Below are 19936 nucleotides of genomic sequence, written 5' to 3'. Positions count from 1 at the left end.
TTATTATTCAAAACAAAAAAGTCCAACCAGAAAACTCTGGATGGACTTTTAATATGTGCGAACCTGTCATTAAAATAGATGCAAATTCGCAACAGTAATTTTCAAAGCTAATTACATAAATAAACCAACTAATGTAGCTGATAGGATAGATGCAAGCGTTGATCCGAAGAGTAATTTCAAACCAAATGATGCAACTTCTGATCCTCGTTTATCATTTAGGGCTTTAACGGCACCTGTAATAATTCCGATTGAACTGAAGTTTGCGAAACTTATTAAGAATACAGAAACTATCGCTTCTGTTTTAGCTGAAAGACCTGCAGCAATGTCTTGGAAACTTAGAATCGCTACGAACTCGTTTGTTACAAGTTTTGTCGCCATAATACCACCTGCTGCAACAGCTTCAGACCAAGGAACACCCATGATGAAAGCAATTGGAGCAAACACATACCCAAGGATTTCTTGGAATGAAATTTGGAATATTATTTCAAATAGATTATTAATCATTGCCATTAAAGCAATAAATCCAATCAACATAGCGCCTACAATAACCGCTACTTTAAAACCATCCATGATGGCTTCACTAATCATTTGGAAGAAAGATTCTTTTTCTTTATGATGAGCTTCATCGTTGATTACTGTATAATCTTCTTCTGGTTTTAACTCATATGGATTCAATAAATTTGCTACAATCAATGCTGAGAAAATATTGATGATAATCCCTACAACAACGTATTTAGGTTCTAACATTGTCATGTATGCGCCAATTACGGAAACGCTTACAGCACTCATCGCAGAAGTACACAACGTATATAAACGTCGTTTAGAAATCTTATTTAGTTGCTCTTTTGTAGTTAAAAATACCTCTGATTGTCCAAACAAAGCAGATGATACAGCTACATAGTTTTCTAATTTACCCATACCATTTAGTTTACTCATACCCATACCTACATATTTGATAAAGAACGGGAGTACCTTAATGAAATTTAATATTCCAATAAGGACAGAGATGAAAACAATTGGTAGCAGTACGTTTAAGAAAAATACAGCTCCTGGCTCATTTTCCATTCCGCCAAATACAAAGTTTACACCTTCAACACCATAGCCCATTAATGTATCAAATAGTTTTGATATAGCACTAATGATGCTCAAACCAATAGTTGTGTTAAGAATAAAGAAACTTAGCACTAACTGCGCTATTAACATCATAGCAATTGGACGTATCCGTATATTTTTACGGTTATAACTGAATATATAACCCAATACAAATACGAACAGCAAACCTGTAACTAAAAAAACAAAGTTCATATTTATCCTCCTACATATTTGAAATTTTTTTAGTTAAAATAAGAACTAAATCTAAATGAAATAAATCAATTTAAGTCATTCTTTTCAAATTTTCCACTACGAATACTATCAAAATAAATCTGATATGTAAAGTATCTCCTTCAGCATTATAACATTATACTTAGAAAATAAATATTCACCAAATTTAAATTTATTTTTGGAATATTTGCTTTATATATACCTAATATTGTAATTTCCCATTGATTTTATGTTAATTATTAACGTTTAAAGTAAAGTTTAAATTATTTTAATATAATATTTAAACGTATCATCATTTTTTTCTTACTAGAAATTGGTTGCAAAAAATATGAGGTGAATAATACCACACTTCTTCCTCATCATAATTTTCCTGCATAAAAAATGAAAATTTATATCCTTAAAACCTGTATATTAACTTCCAGAAAAATTAATTATAAGTATTGGCATTTTTCAATTGGTATTATTTTAACGACTATTAAAAACTTCATAAATTAAATTCAACTGCTTCATAATAAAATCACTCATTCATTCATAATATTTTTTAAATTCGAAGTGTTTTTTGAGAGCTAACTCTTCATTAGATAGACTTACTTTCTATCATGCATAGTCGCAATATAATAGTGATATAACATAGCTATACATAACAAAAAAATATCAATTCCCAAAAATATCTTATTGATTTTAGCAGTTTTAATATATTAAAATATACGCCTGAAGATTCACCAGCGCATCCCATTTGTATGGTTATATTACATTTGATCTTGCCGAATCGTTTAGGAACGAATACCAACAGAGAAAACGGCTTATCATAATTGAAAAGCTGTTTCATGTTGTAGAGAAAAGGGTTTCGGCATGTCATCATTCCGAAACCCTTTTCTTTTTTGTTGTAGTTTTTTATGGCTTTTGCCGAATCCAATCGGCCCTTTTCTTCAAATTCATGAATACAAATGGAAGTTTCTACTTTTGTAATCTTAGCTTAACGATATTATATCAATGTGTTACATGTTGAGATCAGTAACACAAGCTAATAGGAGGAATTATGGAAAATACAGCTCTACGTAATGTTGAGAAATTGGCACTCAAAAAACAAAAAGTATTTGATCAAAGCATTATAAAATATCTGTTACGGGCCATGCTTGCAAGTGCATTTATCGGATTCGGTGTAATCGTCGCATTTAAAACAGGGAACTTATTCTATGCTGAACATTCTCCGGTAGCTTATCCAATTGCTGCTTTAACATTCGGTATAGCAATTGTTCTAATTGCTTATGCTGGTGGTGATTTATTTACGGGAAATACATTTTATTTTACTTACACTGTTCTTCGTGGCAATATGTCATGGAAGAGAGTCATTCAAATGTGGATTTCTTCATATAGCGGCAATATAATTGGTGCTTTTTTTTTCGCTGGTTTAATCTCCTTAACAGTTTATTCGCTTCACATGAAGTGAATGGATTCTTAATGAGTGTAGTTGAAGGAAAAATGAATACACCAGCGTCAGAACTTTTCTTCCGTGCTATTCTTTGTAACTGGCTTGTTTGTTTAGCTTTCTACGTACCGATGGCATTAAAAGGCGATGGTCCTAAGCTATTTACAATGATCTTTTTAGTATTCGGCTTCTTCATTTCGGGATATGAACATTCTATCGCGAATATGAGTACATTCTCGATAGCTCTAGTATTAGATCATCCTGATTCAATTTCAATTGGCAAAGCTCTTCATAACCTCATTCCTGTAACACTAGGGAATATGGTAGGTGGAACAGCCTTCATGGCTCTATTGTATTATTACTTGGGAGGACCTAATTCGGACGATGAAGATGAATTCCAAGAAGATGATGAGGATTACTCTTATATGAACAAAAAATAAATAAATATAATTATAATAAAATTAAAAGCAACTATATCTATATGATCACACCTACGGCTATATCGTAGAAGGGCCTATCAATAGCAGTATCTACATTACATTATTATAAACTTCACACATAAAAAGAGGCTTCCTAATGAAAGGAAGCCTCTTTTTTTTGTTTACATCATTAAAATTAAAGTTTTACGATGTTTGTAGCTTGTGGTCCACGTTGGCCATCTTCTACTGAAAATTCAACTTTTTGACCTTCGTCAAGTGATTTGAAACCTTCACCTTGGATAGCTGAGAAGTGAGCGAATACGTCGTTTCCGCCTTCTACTTCGATGAAACCAAAACCTTTTTCTGCATTAAACCATTTTACTGTACCTTGTTGTGTCATTTAAATGACCTCCATTAATTGTATTAAATAATATCATATTTCTTGAAAAAGAAAAAATTCACATATTACAAAAAGTATCAAACAAAACACGATTACTCTTTGTAATATGTGAATTAGTTTTATTCTTGCAATCGATCTTATTACATTTATTATACAATAAAAATTCCTATTTGTCTAGTGCAAAAGAAAACTTATCAATTATCAACAGTATGTTCTTAGTTAATAAGTTAATTTCTGAAGATAATCTCGCATCAAGTCGCCCCTTGATAACAGCATGTTTTACCTCCTCTTTCCCTGTCATAAACTACTCAATTTTCCAAACAATACAGAAAAAACAGTTTTTATATAAAAACAAGTAAATAATGAGCGTTTGTAAAGATATGTACTTAAGTTAACTGGCAGTTAGTTTGAAGATATTCATTAAAGTGGTTCATTTTGTTCCTAAAAACACAATAACCATCTATCAGTTACTTTGATAGATGGTTATTGTGTTTTAAAAAATTGGTTTTCTTCAAGTCTAAATTCCCTAAGAAATCGTCAATACATCCTTTTATTCCTCATTAAACCACAGCTGATCTTTGTCATCAACGTCGCCATTATAATTAATAAGAATTTCATCTCCTGCTTTTATGTCTGTATAAGCAAAGAAATCAAATGTGTGATTTTTAAAATTAATCTCATACATCGCATTAGGTTCATAAGAATGATTAAATAACATTCCATAACCAAGAAGGATAGCTGATTGGCCAATTCCATACTCAAAAGCGTAATCAGCGAGTATAGTTTGCTCAATGTATTGATGTTGTTCGTTTGGATAAGAAATTACAGGTGCCTCATGTAATAGCTCTCCTTTTTGGATATCGCATGTAGCAAATACCCCTCTATTGAATTCTCCGTCACTTAATGGAGATGTTTTTACTTCTATCATGTTTTCGCCTACTCACTTTTAAATTATTCTTTCTAACTGTAACATTAATTTGAACATTGAGCTCTTTTTATTTATCTTTAAACGACTTTATTACAAATTAAACATATTTTTCGTCACCGAAAGATTGAAAATATGTGTGTTTTAGAGCAACAAGGATTAACTAAACACATAAACAAAATCGTCTTAAGTAAATTTTCACTGCTTGGAAATCGTGACCTTACGTTCTACTGAGACCGGTTGATGGCTCATTATTGTTAGTTCTTCTTGTCCTAAAAGGGGGTAGCTTTCAAACATACTGATGGTGAACAATGAAAAAGGGAGACCTTGGAGATCTCCCTAATTTTGTATAAGTTGGACTTCACTAAATCCTCCACGGTTGTATATGGTTGATAATTATTCGCGTATTAGTAAAGGTCGCATAAGTATATTTAACTCAATATTCCCCCTCACCAAAACCATTTTTTCATTGTTTCCTAAATCGCTATTATTTCTTAATAATACCAAATTGATCAATAATATAAGGTTTAGCGTTATTCTTATTTTGATCGATTTCATAACTTACGGCAGTCAGCTTATTTTTATCAATAGTGACACCGACGAAGTTTTGAATTTGGCTGCGGGCTGGACGATCATTGTTGTCTGGATCTGGGCCGTAGATTGCTGCATGATTCTCATCTGCTACTTCAAACAGTTTATAAAATGCATTTCCAAGCACTGGATCTTGATTTTTGTAATATACTTTTGGTCCAGCAGTTGCAGGAATTAAATAAATTGAACCATCTGGATTTACAGCATACTCAATTTTCTGTCCCTTTTTAGTTTCACTAATTTTTTGGATTTTTGAAACTGTCCCTTTACTATTGATCGGTTTTGTTCGTGCATAAATATGATCATGGCCTTGAAGAACAAAGTCGATATCAAGTTTAGCCATAAGTGGTGCAATCTGATTTCTTACACCATTTGGACCCATAATATCATCATCAGTTGCATGGTTGGAAGTTGTGTACGGCCCTTTGTGAATATTAACAATAATCCATTTAGCACCTTTTGCTTTTGCTGCTTTCACATCTTTTTTCAACCATTCCACTTGTTTTTCTGAAAAGTTTGCGTATTTTGCAGAGTTTTCATTGCTATTCAGTACAACAAAGTGAGCGTTACTATAATCATATGAATAATAAGCACCTGTTTTAGTTGCTGATTTTTTAGGTGTATCAAGATTAAAGTGGTCAATAAAAGCATAATTTTCATCTTCATGATTTCCTGCTGATGGAACCAATGTCGTATTTAACAGGCTTTTCTGCGAGTGTCCTAATAGCCAATCCCACTGTTCCTCTTTTACGCCGTCGTCAAGTAAGTCTCCATTGTGAACAATGAACTCTGCATTTGGAACCTTATCCATGGCTTTTGAAATTGTTTCTGCAGAAAGAATGGCTTCCTGTTCTGTTTTGGCCTGCGTATCAGCTAAGTCAATAAACGTAAATGCACCCTTACTTGGCGCTGTTTCGAATGTTCCCACTTCACTCCAACTATTCTTAGAAGCATCTCCGACACGGAAATAGTATTCGGTATCAGCCTTAAGACCAGTCGCTTTTGCTTTATGTACATATTCTTTCTTAGAATTAGTAGAGATATTCTTTGTTCCTTTAAATGTCATAGCTTTTTTAAAGTTTGACTTCTTCCCTGTTTTTTTAACTACTTGCAAATCACTATTTTTTGAAGCTAGGGATGTATACCAAGTAAATCCTTTCGAACTTTTAGAATCACCATTAAATGAGACAGTTACCTTACTAACAGTAGTGGAATTTGATTCTTCTGCAGCAGAATACAGATTACCGCCAACCCCACCCACAATAGATAATGCTAGGGCAGTTGATATTACTTGCTTTGTGATTTTATGCAATGAATTTCATCCTCCAGTATATTAAACTATTACCACCCTTTCAGATAGCTATTTGAGTATAGCATCGTAATTTATTGATATTGTTAACAAAATATTATTATATTGTAAATATTCATATTTTTTAGACTCCATAAATCATCCTTTTCTAAAAAATAAAACTCATACGAAGGAAACCTTAGTATGAGTTTTACTCTTATTTTTGTTTTTGCATACGTTCGTATGTTCCTTGAGCAATCTCAAGATACGATTGTAAGCCCATCTTATCAAGCGTTTTCTTATAGTCATCCCACTTGCCAAAGTCTTGTTTCCCTGTAATGAAAGCAGCAGTCATTTCATCAACATATGTTTGAACATCTGTCATAATTGCACTTACCTTGTCGTTTTCGTCCAGTGTATAGTTGAGCCCTGGAATAATGTCTTCATCTTTCATAAAATTTCGGATGAGGGAAGAAGTTAGAAAAAGAGGCGAAGGATTACTGTATTACTGGTAATCCCTCACCTCTTTCTTAATCATTTATAGGTAGTAAATATGAACATACAGCCGATCATTTTTGACCATTAACTATATTAAGGCACCAAGAGAAATTATCCCAAGCAGAATACCAACCGTTGAAAAGTTCGGACGAATCATCCCAACGGACATCGAATTTCTTCTGCCCGTCTACATCTACTAAATACAAAGAGAGGGTCTCATCAACCTTAGAGACAGCTAACTTCATACCGTTTTGAAGTTCTTCTTCACTAAATGGAACGTCTGAAACCGGACGTAGCTGCGCCTGTTCAAATACTTGTTTGTTACTGATTATGTAATTCATAATAAACCTCCAATAAAACTTTCAATTAATTTTAAGTTCCTACTTTATCTGCAAATTATAGGACTATAAAAGTATACCCTATATTCAGCAATGAAAATAATAAAAAATGAGCTTGGCTCTTTTCAATTGAATCTAACCTTAAGACGTGTCTAACGACTTTATATAAACTTCTAACCTATTCAAATCGAAAGATAATCTAGTTCATATACATAAAATATTGTGGGAACAAAAAAGGGATTCAGATTCAATGACCGAAGCCCTGACCTGATCCCTAATGTTTATATACACTGTTATACGAACGTACAGAGTGTATATTATTACGTCCCAGGAGGGATTCGAACCCCCGACCGACGCCTTAGAAGGGCGCTGCTCTATCCAGCTGAGCTACTGAGACAAATGTGCAATCCCGCGTTCCAACGGGAAAGACAATACTTAGTATATATCAGATATTTGAAAGTGTCAACATTATTTTTTTAATATAGAAAAATTCTCTTGTGTAATGATTTCATTTGATTCTGTTTTGAATGTGACTTGCCACTGTGTACCGTCAAAATCGATGATTGCATAGCTCTTTTCTTTACGCCCTCTAGGCATGCGAAGGCTTCCTGGGTTAACAAACAACTTATCGTCTATTAACTCTGCTCCTAGCACGTGTGAGTGGCCAAATAACACGAGGTTAGCGCCTACTTCTGCCGCACGATATGAAAGTGGTAATAGAGTCAGTTTGACGTTGTATAAATGGCCGTGTGTCATATATATTTTTTGCCCATCTATTTCTTCAATAACGTCTTCAGGAAATTGTTTATCGTAATCGCAATTCCCTCTTACTTTGTACATATTACGTAATTCATCAGCATTAAAAGATAGTTCGCTATCGCCGCAATGGAACACGGCATCGATATCCTGAACATTCGAAACGACTTGTTCTATAACGGCAGCGTCACTGTGGGTGTCACTCATTACTAGAATTCTCATCATTTATCACTCCACTTCTGATACCCAAGTTGGCAATTGATCCGCTAATAGGCGAATGGCATTACCTCGGTGGGAAATGGCTCCTTTTTCAGCAGGTGTTAGCTCTGCCATAGCTTTGTTAAGTTGTGGAGCAAAGAAGATTGGGTCATAACCGAAACCATTTGTACCGCGTTTTTCTGTTAAAATCAAGCCTTCACAAGTACCAAAAACAGTTGTTGTTTCTTGATTTGGTCCTGCAATAGCTAGTGCACAACAAAAACGTGCTGTACGATCTTCTTCTTTTACGCCTTCAAGGTTTTTCAATGCTTTTTGCATATTTGCCTCATCATCATGATCGCCTGCATAACGCGCTGAGTAAACACCTGGTTCACCGTTTAATGCATCAATTTGGAGGCCACTATCATCAGCAATGACAATTTTGCCAAGCAAGTTAGCTACTGTTTCTGCTTTTAGAATGGCATTCTCTTCGAAAGTCGTTCCTGTTTCTTCGATTTCTAAATCAGGTGCTACATCAAATAATGTTACGACTTCAAAGCCTAAAGGACCGAAAATTGCTTCAAAATCCTTCGCTTTTCCTTTATTTTTCGTTGCGATTACGACTTGTTTCATTTTACCGCCTCCATATTACGTTCAATGCGTAGTGCTACTTCACCTAACACTTCTTTTTGAGCATTGATTAATTGTTGGACACCTAATTCGCCTAATTCTAAAAGCTCATTTAATTGTTCACGAGAGAATGTAGATTCTTCACCAGTACCTTGTAGCTCAACAAATTGTCCTTTACCTGTTTGAACAATATTCATATCCACCTCTGCCGCCGAGTCTTCAAGATAGTTTAAATCTAAAATAGCGCCCTCTTCAGCTGCGATACCTACACTTGTTGCTGCTAGGAAGTCTTTTAATGGGTAGTGTGTGATTTTGCCAGCGTCTTGTAATTTCGCCACCGCATCTGCCATTGCTACAAATGCACCTGTAATAGAAGCTGTACGCGTGCCTCCATCTGCTTGAATGACATCACAGTCGATCCAAATTGTTCTTTCTCCAAGTTTTTCTAAATCCACAACTGCGCGTAAAGCTCGTCCAATTAAACGTTGGATTTCCATTGTACGACCGCCGATTTTACCTGCTGATGCTTCGCGGCGTGTTCGTGATTCAGTTGCTCTTGGTAACATTGAATACTCTGCTGTTACCCAACCTTTTCCTTCTCCTCGCATAAATGGTGGTACTTTTTCTTCAATCGTTGCATTACAAATGACTTTCGTATTCCCTACTGTTATTAAAACAGAGCCTTCCGGGTGCATTAGATAGTCCTTGTCCATTTGAATCGGTCTTAGCTCGTCTTTTTTACGTCCATCATTTCTTGTCATGATGTACCTCCAATTATGTTGTTTTTATTCATAGTAAAACCCCGAAATGTCCATCATTTCGGGCTTTTACTATACTATTATTTACGCTATTACTTTGTTAAAGTAATTCTTTTCACTTGTATCTTCTGAAGTGGTAACCATTTGCTCGCAATTAATCGGAACATTGGCACCGAGCCCGTCGTAAAGAAACGGTGCTCTGGTGCTAATTGTTCCATTCTTGCGATATGATGATAACTCAGTAGATCTTGGACGTCCTTGGCTGTTTCTTCTGCTGAAGACACAACATGAACGTGTTCACCTACTGTCTGTTCAATATTCCGCTGAATAAGTGGATAATGTGTACAGCCTAAAATAACCGTATCAAAACTTGTTTGATGTAATGGTTGTAAACTTTCTTTAACTAACTGGTCTGCAAATTCCCCTTCGTACTCGCCACTCTCCACTAAAGGAACAAATGACGGGCAAGCTAGTGATGTTACTCTACTAGATGAAGAAAGTGAATAGAGCGCCTCATCATATGCACCACTCTTCACTGTACCCTCTGTTCCAAGGACTACAATGTCATGGCTTTTCGTCGCTTTAATCGCTGCTCTAGCACCTGCGTTAATAACACCGATAACTGGGAACGGACATTTCTTTTGCAAACTTTCTAAAGCAACTGCAGTTGCAGTGTTGCAAGCAATGACAAGCATTTTGATATTCATTTTCGACAATGCGTCCGCCATTTGCCATGTAAAGGTTCTCACTTGTTCTTGTGAACGTGGTCCATACGGACATCTTGCAGTATCACCAATATAATATATGGATTCGTTCGGTAGTAATCGTAGCATTTCTTTTACAACGGTTAGTCCACCAACACCTGAATCAATCACTCCGATGGGAGCATTCACGTTAACCGCCTCAATCCTGGTTCATTTCGTTATATAGTTTGTGTAGTAGTCTTGATAATTCTAGTACTTCTGTTTCGCTAAAATCTGTTACGATATCGTTTAAATATTTTTGTCGTTTTACAATCACTTCTTCAATTATACGTTCGCCTTCTTCTAATAGATGGATTCGAACAACTCGACGATCCTCATTGTCACGTATACGTTTAACAAGCGCATTTTTTTCCATGCGATCGACTAAATCAGTCGTTGTGCTAAACGCTAAATACATTTTATTTGATAAATCTCCAATTGTCATGTCACCAATCTCATGAAGCCATTGTAACGCAATGAATTGCGGAGGTGTAATTGTATAATTACTTAATATTTCTCGACCCTTCTGCTTAATTAATGCCGAAATATGTCGAAGTTCTTTTTCCAAAAATGCTACTTGTTCAGCATCATGTGTGGACTTTGGATCTTGATTTGTCATGTGAACCTTCACTCCTCAAAAGGATTACTTATCCCTTTATTGTGAAGTGTTTTGACGAAAATGGCAAGAGCACAATCATCCTAAAGACAATTCTCCTAGACGAAGAAGCTCTATCATCGCTTGTGCACGGCCTGACACACCGAGTTTCTGGATAGTATTGGAAATATGATTGCGCACAGTTTTTTCACTTATGTGAAGTTGTGTGGCTATTTCCTTTGTCGAAAAGTCTTTTACAAGTAATTGAAAAATTTCACGTTCACGCTTTGTTAACAATGAACGATGATGTGAATGACTCATCACACGCGGCCCTCCAATCCCCTCTTCCATGTAGGTTATGTCGGAAGTAGCAAAGCGGTGACGGCTATTCAAATTTTATGCTTGAACACTTTGTAATTGTGATTCATTCCATCTTATAGACTTCCCTGTTTGACGGTTCATTTGCACAATTGTTCCGCGTCCTGTAAAACACATCTCTTCCTTATTATTGATCGCTAAATAATGTAGATCTAATGATGAGTTGCCGATATTCTCTATTTTCACAAAAATATTCAACTGCTCCTCGAAGTACACTTGCTTCACATAATCACATTGAATATCTGCCACAACTGGAATAGCTACTTCGTCCCCTTGCATCCATTTCTCCATAAAACCAAGATGCTTCAAAAATTCGATTCGTGCATATTCAAAATATGTGATTGGTACAGTATTATTCATATGTCCAAACATATCAGTCTCTGAAAACCTCACTTGCACAGGTACTGAAAATGAAAACCCTTTTTTCCATTCTTCCATATTACTAATGTATGACGATTGCATGGTATTTCCCCCTCCGAAAAAATGAACAGTTATTCATTTAATTATAACAGAAAATTCCAAAGATTAACACGGTCAAATCTTCTGTATATGACGCAAAAAAACAGCTCCACACATAAGTGTGAAGCTGCTTTAAAAGTTTCTAATCTGTTACTTTTCAATAATAGATTAGTCAACCATATGGTCAGAACCAAAGAAGTTTTTGAACATTTGTACTGTAGTAGCACGGTTCAAAGATGCGATAGAAGTAGTCAAAGGAATACCTTTTGGACATGCAACTACACAGTTTTGAGAGTTACCACAGTTAGCAAGACCGCCTTCGCCCATGATTGCAGCTAGACGTTCGTCTTTGTTCATTGCACCTGTTGGGTGAGCATTAAATAAACGTACTTGTGAAAGTGGAGCTGGTCCCATGAAATCAGAATGAGTATTCACGTTAGGACATGCTTCAAGACAAACACCACAAGTCATACATTTAGATAATTCATAAGCCCATTCACGTTTGCGTTCTGGCATACGTGGGCCTTCACCAAGATCATAAGAACCATCAATTGGAACCCATGCTTTCACTTTTTTAAGTGAATCGAACATGCGGCTACGGTCTATTTGTAGGTCACGAACGACAGGGAAAGTGCTCATTGGTTGTAATTTAATAGGTTGTTCTAGTTGGTCAACTAACGCTGAACATGATTGACGAGGACGACCGTTTATAACCATTGAACATGCTCCACAAACTTCTTCAAGGCAGTTCATGTCCCATGAAACTGGAGATGTATTTTTACCATCTGCAGTTACTGGATTACGTTGAATTTCCATTAATATAGAAATTACGTTCATACCATGACGGTAAGGTACGTTGAATTTTTCCCAATATGGTTGTGAATCCGTTGTATCTTGACGTTCAATTTCTACAGTAATATATTTCGTTTCAACTGCTTGTCCCATGATTATTTATCCCCTTTCTTTGCAGAATAGTCACGTTTACGTGGTGGAATTAACGAAACATCAACTTCTTCGTAGCTTAGTTTAGGCTCAGTAGAAGGAGTGAATTCCGCGATAGTCGTTTTCAAGAAGTTTTCATCATCACGTTCTGGGAAGTCTGGTTTATAGTGTGCTCCACGACTTTCATCACGATTTAACGCACCTAAAGTAATAACACGAGCAAGAGCCATCATGTTTTTCAACTGACGAGTGAATTGTACACCTTGGTTACTCCATTTAGCAGTATCGTTAATGTTGATGTTGTTATAACGTTCTTGTAATTCCATGATTTTATTATCTGTTGCTCTTAATTTATCGTTGAAACGTACAACAGTAGCATTAGCTGTCATCCATTCACCAAGTTCTTTGTGAAGTAGGTATGCATTTTCGTTACCGTCTAATTTCAATGTATCATCCCATTTTTGCTGTTCTTCAGCAACTGCGGAATCGTAAATTGAAGAAGGAAGATCTTCTACATGTTTTTCTAGACCTTTAATGTAGTTAACAGCGTTTGGTCCTGCAATACTACCACCATAGATAGCTGATAGTAATGAGTTAGCTCCTAGACGGTTACCACCGTGTTGAGAGTAATCACATTCACCTGCAGCAAATACGCCTGGAATTGTTGTATGTTGATCGTAATCTACCCATAGACCACCCATAGAATAGTGAACTGCTGGGAAGATCTTCATAGGTACTTTATGAGGATCGTCACCTACGAATTTTTGGTAGATTTCAATGATACCACCAAGCTTAATGTCAAGTTCATGTGGATCTTTATGAGAAAGATCTAGATAAACAACGTTTTCACCGTTTACACCAAGTTTTTGGTTAATACAAACGTCAAAGATTTCACGTGTTGCAATATCACGTGGCACTAAGTTACCGTATGCAGGGTATTTTTCTTCTAAGAAGTACCAAGGTTTACCGTCTTTGTAAGTCCAAATACGACCACCTTCACCACGAGCAGATTCTGACATTAGACGAAGTTTATCGTCACCAGGAATTGCTGTAGGGTGAATTTGGATGAACTCCCCGTTCGCGTATTTAGCACCTTGTTGGTAAACAATAGATGCTGCTGAACCAGTGTTAATCATTGAGTTTGTTGATTTACCGAAGATAATACCAGGACCACCACTTGCCATGATCACTGCGTCAGAACGGAATGCTTTGATTTCGTGAGTTGTAAGGTTTTGTGCTTTAATCCCTTTACAAACGCCTTCGTCATCAAGAACTAGTCCTAAGAATTCCCAACCTTCGTATTTTGTAACTAAGCCTTCTACTTCCCATTTACGAACTTGTTCGTCTAGAGCGTATAGAAGTTGTTGTCCTGTTGTCGCACCAGCAAATGCTGTACGGTGCATTAAAGTACCACCGAAACGACGGAAATCTAATAAACCTTCTGGTGTACGGTTGAACATAACACCCATACGGTCAAATAAATGGATGATTCCTGGTGCAGCATCAGCCATTGCTTTTACTGGTGGTTGGTTCGCTAAGAAGTCCCCGCCGTAAACTGTATCATCAAAGTGGACCCATGGAGAATCCCCTTCACCTTTTGTATTAACAGCACCGTTGATTCCGCCCTGTGCACATACAGAGTGTGAGCGTTTTACTGGTACTAATGAGAATAATTCAACTTCTGTGCCCATTTCGGCTGCTTTCATAGTAGCCATTAAACCAGCAAGACCGCCGCCAACGACTATCAATTTGCTTTTAGCCATGATATTTCTCACTCCTCTTTCAATTAGTAATCAAGCGCTTTCATGAGTTTAAGTGCACTGCCTTATACGAATGCAAGTAAAGCCGATACGCCGACTACAGATAACACTAAGAAAATTAAAACAGTAACATATGTTGCGATTTTTTGTGATTTTGGAGATTGAGTAATTCCCCAGCTTACTAGGAATGCCCAAACACCGTTTGCTAAGTGGAAAGTTGCTGAAATAATACCAGCGATATAGAATGCTACCATCCAAGGATTAGATAGTACATCTGCCATCATGTCGTAATCAACTTCAGTTCCAAGTGCTTTTTGGATACGAGTTTGGAAAATATGCCAAGCGATAAATACAACTAGGAATACTCCTGTGAAACGTTGTAATACGAACATCCAGTTACGGAAAGTGCTAAAACGTTTAGTGTTTGGTTGTGCAGTGAAGGCTATGTACACACCATAAAAAGCATGGAACATTAATGGAATGTAAATTACAATCCATTCTAGAGCCCATAAGAATGGGAGACTCCCCATAAATTCACTTGCTGTGTTAAATGATTCTGCACCTTTTGTTGCTGTAAAGTTAATAAACAAGTGTTGCGTCAAGAACAGTCCAACTGGAATAATTCCAAGAAGTGAATGTAGTCGACGCCAATAAAACTCTCGATCTTTCGACAAAACTGTTACCCCCCTTAATACTGAAAATAGACAGACGAACAACTACCAACGCTTTCCAACGTGGTATCCATTGACTGCATATTTCATCATGGTACAATATTATGACAAGTTCATTGTACTCTCATCATGGCAGAGCGTCAAGGTAACTAGCACTATTTCTAGGTACCATTAAATCACGTTTTTTTCTCGTAAATACATAAATATTCTACCAGAAAACGCTATTCTCTAACTCTGACAAAAATTAGACAAAATTAAATGAAAGAAGGCAAATCATGTCATCTACAAACACTCAACACTTCCCATTATTTGGTTACGAACTAATCAGAGATCACGTTCTCTCGTCTGTTCTCGGAAAAAACGAAGAAGATATCCTATATTGGTGCGGTAAAGAGTTAGCCCGCAAGTTTCCTTTATACAGTATGGAAGAAGCTGTTTCATTTTTCCAAGAAGCAGGATGGGGAGAGCTTTCTATAGAAAAACAATCTAAAGATGAAACGTTTTATACTCTCACTGGAGATCCTGAGGCTATGCAATTTGAAAAACGCTGCTTCCGTCTTGAAAGTGGCTTCCTAGCAGCTCAACAAGAGAAAATCAGTGGTTTCTTAACAGAATGCTACGACGAAAAGAAAACAAAGCGTGGGCTTGTACGATTCCATGTCAAATGGGATTTAAAAGACCAACTATAGAAAGAAGCTGACTAAATATCTGTTCAAGATGGCTAGTCAGCTTCTTTTTATTTTATTTAATTAAATTTGAATTGCTAGACTAGCTGCCAATTCAAATTCATCATGTAATGCGTTTGCAGTTAGCAACATCGACTCTTGTGGAATGACAACAGAAATTTTAATTTCAGAAGTACTTACCATTTTTAATGTAATGTTTTCTTTATGTAAGCGATCGAACATTTTTGCGGCTACGCCAGGATTAGATACCATACCAGAACCTACAATCGATACTTTAGCTACGTCCTCTTCATAATTCACATGACAATAACCAATTTTAGATTTATTAACTTCTAAGACTCGAGCAGTATCTGCTAAATTTTCTTTTGTAATAGTAAATGATACTGAAGGCTCTACCCCTTCGAGAATAGTTTGAACGATAATATCAACGTTAATATGATTATCAGCTAAAACTGTGAAAATATTGACTAAAGAACCTTTATAATTCCCCTCGTAACCTACCGTTACTCGAACAATATCTGACATAAATGCTACTCCACGTACAACTAAATCTTTTTCCACTTCTACTTCCTCCTTCATAATTGTTCCTTCATCTTCTACATAACTAGAGCGAACTGCTAATGGGATATTGTAGTTTTTTGCAAACTCTACGGCACGTGGATGTAAGACACCTGCCCCTAAATTTGCTAATTCTAACATTTCATCATATGACAGTTCTTGTAGTTTGCGAGCTTTAGGAACATAACGTGGATCTGAAGTGTACACACCATCAACATCTGTATAAATATCACAGCGCTCAGCACCTAATGCTGCAGCTAAAGCAACTGCTGTCGTATCTGATCCTCCGCGACCTAGGGTTGTAATATTGTTATTACTATCGATTCCTTGGAAGCCTGCAACTACTGCAACATGGCCTTTATCCAACGTTCTTCGCACCTTTCCAGACTGAATTTCAACAATGCGAGAATCACTCGGAATTGCCTCCGTTAAAATTCCAGCTTGCCAACCAGTGAAGGACTGCGCTGATAACCCTAAACTTTGTAATGCAATCGATAATAATGAGATAGTCACCTGCTCACCTGTTGTTAAGAGCGTATCCATTTCTCGTTTCGATGGATTTGGCATAATTTCATGTGCCATTTCTACAAGCTTATCCGTCGTTTTGCCCATCGCTGAAACAACAACGACAATATCATAACCCTTTTCTTTCTCTTTCTGAATGCGCTTTGCCACATGCAATACGCGTTCAATCGTTGCAACTGATGTACCACCAAATTTAAAAACTAAACAACTCACCCATAACCTCTCCCTTATTTGTTATGACGACCGTATTCACAATGACATCTTATGAAAAAAGCAGCCTTTCACACGTTTAAGTGTGAAAAGCCGCCTCGTAGCATGCACGTTCAAAAGAACATTCATGTGAGATAGCCCTCCAGAACCGAAACGGATCTGACAATTCTACACTTGTTAAATGCAGAACCAGTAATAAATTGGAAATAGTCAATTTATCACTTCGGCGGCCTCCCCTTTCGTCAGCAGTCATAGGATCTACTCATCCTCTTGCTGATTACTCTTGAAATCCGCGCCTCTATCATCACTAAATAGTGATTATTTATAATAGTAATGTTACCTTAACACAATTTTCAGATTACTACAATTTATTTTTCAGAAAAATAAGTAAATATGGTTTGAGCTAGTTTTTTTGGTACATTCGCAGCTACTAATTCTTCATAGGATGCCTCACGAATTTTTTTAACAGATCCGAATTGTTTGAGAAGCTGTTGCTTTCTTTTTGGTCCAATTCCTTCAATTTCATCGAGAACAGATGTAATGGCATTCTTTTCATGTAATTGGCGATGGAAGGTAATAGCAAAACGGTGAACTTCATCTTGAATTCTTTGTAAAAGATAAAACGCTTCACTCGTTCTCTTCAACGGAATAATTTCTGGCGGCGAGCCATACAGCAATTGAGAAGTTTGGTGTTTATCATCTTTTGCCAAACCTGCAATAGGAATATCTAAACCAAGCTCATCTTCTAAGATTTCTCTTGCTACTTCCATTTGTCCTTTCCCACCATCAATAACGATTAAATCGGGTAAAGGTAAGCCATCTCTTAATACACGAGTATATCTTCGGCGAATGACTTCTCGCATTGCACCGTAATCGTCGTGCTTTGCTGCAACTTGAATTTTATATTTTCGATAATCCTTTTTGCTAGGCTTACCGTCAATAAAAACTACCATCGCTGAGACGGCGTCCGCTCCAAAAATATGGGAATTATCAAATGATTCTATGCGAAGCGGTATTGCAATATTCATCGCATTTCCCAATTCTTCGCAGGCACCTATTGTTCTTTTTTCTTGACGCTCAAGTAACTGGAACTTCTCAGAGATAGCAATTTGAGCATTTTTACTCGCTAAATCAACAAGCTCTTTTTTCTTTCCCCTTTGAGGTATCGTCACTTTTAAATCAAGTACTGTAGCTAGAAGGTCTCCTTCAATATTGGAAGGTATAAAGATTTCCTTTGGCTTGATATGTTCTGCCTGTTCATAAAAGCGCCCCACAAATGTTAAAAATTCTTCCTCAGGATCTCGATAAATAGGGAATAACGAAACATCTCTTTCAATCAACTTTCCTTGTCTTACAAAGAATACTTGGATACACATCCAACCTTTATCAACCGCATAACCAAAAACGTCACGATTCGTTAAATCCGTAAGCGTAATCTTCTGGCGTTCCATGACAGTTTCAATATGTGAAATTTGATCTCGATATTCTTTTGCTCGTTCGAAATCTAATTTTTCAGCTGCATCGAGCATTTTTGCATTTAAATCTTCTTTGACTTCTCCGTACCCACCATTTAGGAAACTCGTAATACCTTGAATGATCTCTTGATATTGCTCTTTCTCAACTTCTTTTACACAAGGAGCTAGACATTGTCCTAAATGATAGTATAAGCAAACTCGATTCGGTAAATTTGTGCATTTCCTTAGCGGATATAAGCGATCAAGTAATTTTTTCGTTTCATTTGCAGCAAAGCTATTCGGATAAGGCCCAAAATATTTACCATTATCCTTTTTTATTTTGCGGACAATAAGCAGTCGCGGGTGCTTCTCATTCGTTATTTTAATATATGGGTACGTCTTGTCATCCTTCAGCATAATGTTGTATTTCGGATCATGAGTTTTAATGAGGTTTAACTCTAAGATAAATGCCTCTATATCCGAAGATGTCACGATGTACTCGAAGTCTTCTATTTCACTAACAAGTCTTTGCGTTTTACCATCGTGGCTGCCTGTGAAATAAGAACGTACGCGATTTTTTAATACTTTAGCTTTGCCGACATAAATAATTGTTCCTTGACGATCCTTCATCAAATAACATCCAGGTTGGTCAGGTAGAATGGCCAATTTTTGTTTTATTAATTCGTTCATCTTATCACCTTCTTAAAAAAGTGCGAGCACCTTGTTCAGTTCCGGCAATCATAGGCGAATTGACCTAAAGGTTATTCTATAACCTCCACGTCAATTGAGCTTTTGACCTCGAGGTCTAGGCGCTGTATTTATATTCTTTACATAATAGTTTTAATCTCTATTAATTCTAAAAAAAACCGGGAACCATTGTAGGAACCCGGTTTAATATTCATTTTTTCAAAGATTAAGCGTGTTTTTGAATGAATTCAGCTAATGCTTCTTTCGGTTGGAAACCAACAGTTTTATCAACTGGCTCTCCGTCTTTGAATAATAATAGAGTTGGAATTGACATAATGCCGAATTTGCTTGCTGTTTCTTGGTTTTGGTCTACATCAACTTTAACAATTTTAGCTGCACCGTTTAATTCAGAATCTAGTTCTTCTAAAACAGGAGCGATCATTTTACAAGGTCCGCACCAAGTTGCCCAAAAATCAACTAGTACTAAACCTTCTGCGATATCATGTGAAAAGCTTGCATCTGTTGCGTGTACGATTGCCATATTAAATATCCTCCTTCAACTTACGTATAACGGTAGTATAGCATGGATGAAAAGCACGAGCGACTGTTATGCTTATAACAGCATTATTTTGCAATAACGATAGTAAAAAACGTCTATCACACGTTAGTATGTATGCTTGGATGAAGAAAACCCTGTAAATAGTATGACCGTTTA

20 protein-coding genes, 1 tRNA gene, 1 pseudogene and 1 riboswitch are annotated in these 19936 nt (G+C 36.5%); of the genes and pseudogenes, 2 read left to right on the top strand and 20 right to left on the bottom strand.

Annotation, left to right across the window (positions count from 1 at the left end; genetic code table 11):
• Positions 1–111 precede the first annotated feature (111 nt).
• Complete coding sequence (locus BK137_RS04930; RefSeq protein WP_038187579.1) at positions 112–1305, bottom strand: NupC/NupG family nucleoside CNT transporter; 1194 nt, start codon at positions 1303–1305, stop codon at positions 112–114.
• A gap of 1057 nt (positions 1306–2362) precedes the next feature.
• On the opposite strand from BK137_RS04930, the pseudogene BK137_RS04925 reads away from it, so the two are divergent.
• Positions 2363–3192: pseudogene (locus BK137_RS04925) on the top strand (formate/nitrite transporter family protein).
• 175 nt (positions 3193–3367) lie between these two features.
• Here BK137_RS04925 and BK137_RS04920 read toward each other — a convergent pair.
• The 16 genes from BK137_RS04920 to BK137_RS04850 all read right to left on the bottom strand — a co-directional run bounded on the left by BK137_RS04920 (position 3368) and on the right by BK137_RS04850 (position 15104).
• Complete coding sequence (locus tag BK137_RS04920) at positions 3368–3571, bottom strand: cold-shock protein (protein ID WP_038187584.1); 204 nt, start codon at positions 3569–3571, stop codon at positions 3368–3370.
• Positions 3572–4121: 550 nt separating this feature from the next.
• Entirely contained in the window at positions 4122–4499 is a 378-nt protein-coding gene (locus BK137_RS04915; protein WP_038187588.1) for an SET domain-containing protein, read from the bottom strand.
• Positions 4500–4983: 484 nt separating this feature from the next.
• A complete protein-coding gene (locus BK137_RS04910; protein WP_038187591.1) occupies positions 4984–6399 on the bottom strand; it encodes a purple acid phosphatase family protein in 1416 nt (471 codons plus the stop codon).
• Positions 6400–6592: 193 nt separating this feature from the next.
• A complete protein-coding gene (locus BK137_RS21840; protein ID WP_143690991.1) occupies positions 6593–6829 on the bottom strand; it encodes a hypothetical protein in 237 nt (78 codons plus the stop codon).
• A gap of 115 nt (positions 6830–6944) precedes the next feature.
• Positions 6945–7214 (bottom strand): hypothetical protein, encoded by a 270-nt coding sequence (locus tag BK137_RS04905; protein ID WP_038187594.1) that lies wholly within the window; start codon positions 7212–7214, stop codon positions 6945–6947.
• 320 nt (positions 7215–7534) lie between these two features.
• Positions 7535–7608: transfer RNA gene (locus BK137_RS04900), tRNA-Arg, on the bottom strand.
• 71 nt (positions 7609–7679) lie between these two features.
• Positions 7680–8189: a metallophosphoesterase gene (locus tag BK137_RS04895; RefSeq protein ID WP_038187597.1), complete on the bottom strand. Its 510-nt coding sequence runs from the start codon at positions 8187–8189 to the stop codon at positions 7680–7682.
• Between the two features lie 6 nt (positions 8190–8195).
• A complete protein-coding gene (locus BK137_RS04890; RefSeq protein ID WP_038187600.1) occupies positions 8196–8798 on the bottom strand; it encodes an XTP/dITP diphosphatase in 603 nt (200 codons plus the stop codon).
• Positions 8795–9556 carry a ribonuclease PH gene (rph, locus tag BK137_RS04885; RefSeq protein WP_038187601.1) on the bottom strand — a complete coding sequence of 254 codons (762 nt, stop codon included), beginning with the start codon at positions 9554–9556 and terminating at the stop codon, positions 8795–8797. Before rph ends, BK137_RS04890 begins: the two co-directional genes overlap by 4 nt.
• An 89-nt stretch (positions 9557–9645) precedes the next feature.
• Positions 9646–10446: a glutamate racemase gene (gene racE, locus BK137_RS04880; protein WP_038187605.1), complete on the bottom strand. Its 801-nt coding sequence runs from the start codon at positions 10444–10446 to the stop codon at positions 9646–9648.
• 10 nt (positions 10447–10456) lie between these two features.
• Entirely contained in the window at positions 10457–10915 is a 459-nt protein-coding gene (locus BK137_RS04875) for a MarR family winged helix-turn-helix transcriptional regulator (protein ID WP_038187608.1), read from the bottom strand.
• 75 nt (positions 10916–10990) lie between these two features.
• Positions 10991–11212 (bottom strand): helix-turn-helix domain-containing protein, encoded by a 222-nt coding sequence (locus tag BK137_RS04870; protein ID WP_038187611.1) that lies wholly within the window; start codon positions 11210–11212, stop codon positions 10991–10993.
• A 75-nt stretch (positions 11213–11287) separates the two neighbouring features.
• Positions 11288–11731: an acyl-CoA thioesterase gene (locus BK137_RS04865; RefSeq protein WP_038187613.1), complete on the bottom strand. Its 444-nt coding sequence runs from the start codon at positions 11729–11731 to the stop codon at positions 11288–11290.
• Positions 11732–11896: 165 nt separating this feature from the next.
• Positions 11897–12673: a succinate dehydrogenase iron-sulfur subunit gene (gene sdhB / locus BK137_RS04860; protein WP_038187616.1), complete on the bottom strand. Its 777-nt coding sequence runs from the start codon at positions 12671–12673 to the stop codon at positions 11897–11899.
• 2 nt (positions 12674–12675) lie between these two features.
• A complete protein-coding gene (sdhA, locus tag BK137_RS04855) occupies positions 12676–14433 on the bottom strand; it encodes a succinate dehydrogenase flavoprotein subunit (RefSeq protein WP_038187619.1) in 1758 nt (585 codons plus the stop codon).
• Between the two features lie 62 nt (positions 14434–14495).
• Positions 14496–15104 carry a succinate dehydrogenase cytochrome b558 subunit gene (locus BK137_RS04850; protein WP_038187621.1) on the bottom strand — a complete coding sequence of 203 codons (609 nt, stop codon included), beginning with the start codon at positions 15102–15104 and terminating at the stop codon, positions 14496–14498.
• A 272-nt stretch (positions 15105–15376) separates the two neighbouring features.
• On the opposite strand from BK137_RS04850, the gene BK137_RS04845 reads away from it, so the two are divergent.
• Positions 15377–15790, top strand: a complete 414-nt coding sequence (locus BK137_RS04845) for a YslB family protein (protein WP_038187625.1) — start codon at positions 15377–15379, stop codon at positions 15788–15790.
• 60 nt (positions 15791–15850) lie between these two features.
• Here BK137_RS04845 and BK137_RS04840 read toward each other — a convergent pair whose 3' ends face one another.
• From BK137_RS04840 to trxA, 3 genes are all read right to left on the bottom strand, one after another.
• Entirely contained in the window at positions 15851–17083 is a 1233-nt protein-coding gene (locus BK137_RS04840) for an aspartate kinase (RefSeq protein ID WP_038187628.1), read from the bottom strand.
• A 124-nt stretch (positions 17084–17207) separates the two neighbouring features.
• A riboswitch (Lysine riboswitch) is annotated at positions 17208–17389 on the bottom strand.
• A 59-nt stretch (positions 17390–17448) separates the two neighbouring features.
• The gene (uvrC, locus tag BK137_RS04835; RefSeq protein WP_038187631.1) at positions 17449–19224 is read right to left on the bottom strand and encodes an excinuclease ABC subunit UvrC; all 1776 of its coding nucleotides are present in this window, start codon (positions 19222–19224) and stop codon (positions 17449–17451) included.
• 223 nt (positions 19225–19447) lie between these two features.
• Positions 19448–19762 carry a thioredoxin gene (gene trxA / locus BK137_RS04830; protein WP_038187634.1) on the bottom strand — a complete coding sequence of 105 codons (315 nt, stop codon included), beginning with the start codon at positions 19760–19762 and terminating at the stop codon, positions 19448–19450.
• Positions 19763–19936 lie beyond the last annotated feature (174 nt).

Source organism: Viridibacillus arenosi (genome assembly GCF_001955655.1).
Lineage (GTDB): Bacteria > Bacillota > Bacilli > Bacillales_A > Planococcaceae > Viridibacillus > Viridibacillus arenosi.
This window is presented reverse-complemented; position numbering and strand designations above follow the sequence as displayed.